Origin of the sequence: Streptomyces europaeiscabiei (assembly GCF_001550375.1) — a bacterium.
GTDB lineage: Bacteria > Actinomycetota > Actinomycetes > Streptomycetales > Streptomycetaceae > Streptomyces > Streptomyces europaeiscabiei.
Genome location: NZ_LRTR01000302.1, coordinates 1 through 2,201 on the forward strand (window position 1 = coordinate 1; position 2,201 = coordinate 2,201).

Here is a 2,201-nt window from a genome sequence, read left to right on the forward strand (position 1 = left end):
GGCTGGCCGGTGGGGGTGGCGGCGGCGCGGACGAGACGGGCGGGGCCTGTGCCGTCGGTGAGGGAGCCGCCGGCGACGCGGTCGATGAGGGCGTGGTCGGCGAAGCCGGCGAGGGCGAAGTCGAGGTGGACGGTGGCGGCCTCGCCGGGGTCCTCGCACTCGGCGGCGGCGCGTGCGGCCCGGTGGAGCTGGTTGACGCGGAAGCGGAGCTGCGCGGCCTCCTGCTCGGTCTGTTTGGCCTCGGTGATGTCCTGGAAGAGCCAGCCGACGCCGAGGGGAACCGGTTCTTCGGCCAGCGGTGAGGCGAGGCGGAGGAAGCCGCTGCGCCAGCAGCGGCGCTTCTCGCCGTCGGGGGTGCGGACGCCGACCCAGATCTCGGCGGGCGCGGGCGGGGCACCCTCGGCGAGGACATGAGTGAGGGCGCTCTCCAGTTCCTCGACGCCCTGGGCGAGCAGTTCGCCGAGAGGGCGTCCGAGGACGGCCGTGCGGCCGATGCCGAGGGCGCGGGCGGCGTGGGCGTTGACGACGGCGGGCCGCAGGTCGACGTCGACGAGGACCACGCCCCAGGAGGCGTCCTCGAAGAGGGCCTCGCTGAGGGCGATGGACCGTTCGAGGTCGATCTGCGCGTGGACCTCGCTGAAGGCGCAGTACAGGCCGGCGGGCTTGCCGTCGGGCCCGAGTACGGCGGCGGACTGGGTGCGTACGAGGACGCGTCCGCCGTCCTTCGTGACCAGGGCGAACTCGTGCACCTGCCGGCCGGCGGCGTGCATGGCGGCCATCAGCCGCCCCTCGACCTCCTCGGCGTCGGCGGTCCGTACGGCCCACCCGGCGAATCCGCGGCGTCCTACGGCCTCCTCCGCGCTCCAGCCCAGGATGCGTTCGGCCTCGCGGTTCCAGTGGGTGACGACGCCGTCGGCGTCGAACGCGCACAGGGCCGCGTCCATCCCGTCCAGCAGGGCGGCGAGGAGATCCGAGCCACCGGTGTCCATGGAGCCTTCGGTGCCTTCGGTGTCCTCGGTGTTCACCGTGCCCTCGATGTCCTTGGTGTCCTCGTCCGTCGGACCGGTCCGCTCGGGCTCGTCGGGTCCGAGCTCGTCGGTGGTCCCACTACGCCGGGAAGCACTCACCTGAACCCCCTGCAGGCTGCGTTGCGTCCGCATGTGCGGCTGGTACGGCGCGTCGGTTCGCTCACTCACCATCATTCAACTCGAACGTGACCCAGCCCACATCTGGTTCACGCAAGATGCGGACGAAATCGTTGTACGCCGGATTTCCTCCTCACCCTTCTCAACGTTCCCACGAACCCGGGTGCTCAGTCAGCGCAGGTAGAAGATGCGGTCGCCGTACTCCCGCATCACCCGGTCGTTCCAGTCGAGCCCGCCGTCGACGTTCCCGGAGCGGAGCAGGGGCGGTTCGATGCCCCGGTCCGCGAGGCAGGCGGCGGCGGTGGCCATGACCGACTGGAGGATCGCGGAGGTGACGACGGTGGAGGCCGGGGCGAAGGGGGCGGGGACGGTGTCGAGGGTGAGCGTCGCGTCGCCGACCGCGATCTTCGAGTCGAGGACGAGGTCGCAGTGGTCCTTGAGGAAGCTGCCGGAGGAGTGGCGTGACGTCGTCTCCGTGGCGTACGCGACCGAGGTGACGCCGATGACCTTCACCCCCAGTTCCCGGGCGTGCGCGGCCATCTCCACGGGCAGGGCGTTGCGGCCGGAGAGCGAGATCACCACGAGCAGGTCGCCGGCCCGCAGCGGGCTGGTGTCGAGCACGGCGGTGGCCAGGCCGTCGACCCGTTCCAGTGCCGAACCGAGGGTGGCGGGCAGTACGTCGACGCCCACCGCGCCGGGGACGGCCAGCAGGTTCATCAGTGCGAGACCGCCGGCCCGGTAGACGAGGTCCTGGGCGGCGAGCGACGAGTGCCCGGCTCCGAACGCGAAGAGCCGGCCCCCGTCGGCGACGGTGGCCGCGATCATCTCGCCGGCCGCGGCGACGGCCTCCCCCTCCTCGTCCCGCACGCGCTCCAGCAGTCCGATCGCCGCGTCGAGGAAGCGTCCGCCCAGCCTGCCGTCGTCCATGTGTGAACCCCTCAGCCCTGTCGCCGGCCCGTAGTGTCGCCGATCACGTTAAAGGTCTGGACCACCGAGGTGTCAATATGGCCGGGAGGGGGTCGTGGGCTTTCGCCGCCCCCGCCGCCCCCGCCGCCC

2 protein-coding genes are annotated in these 2,201 nt (G+C 72.1%); both read right to left on the reverse strand.

The window, feature by feature from the left end; translation table 11 throughout:
- Window positions 1-1,127 (reverse strand): PAS domain-containing protein (locus AWZ10_RS14855; RefSeq protein ID WP_060891279.1); only part of this gene is annotated, 1,127 nt, incomplete at its 3' end.
- A gap of 189 nt (window positions 1,128-1,316) precedes the next feature.
- A complete protein-coding gene (locus AWZ10_RS14860; RefSeq protein WP_046709999.1) occupies window positions 1,317-2,072 on the reverse strand; it encodes an SIS domain-containing protein in 756 nt (251 codons plus the stop codon).
- Between the last annotated feature and the right edge of the window lie 129 nt (window positions 2,073-2,201).

Excerpts from the sequence above, each read along its gene's own strand:
- AWZ10_RS14860 (WP_046709999.1), bottom strand. The coding sequence starts at position 2,072 with ATGGACGACGGCAGGCTGGGCGGACGCTTCCTCGACGCGGCGATCGGA.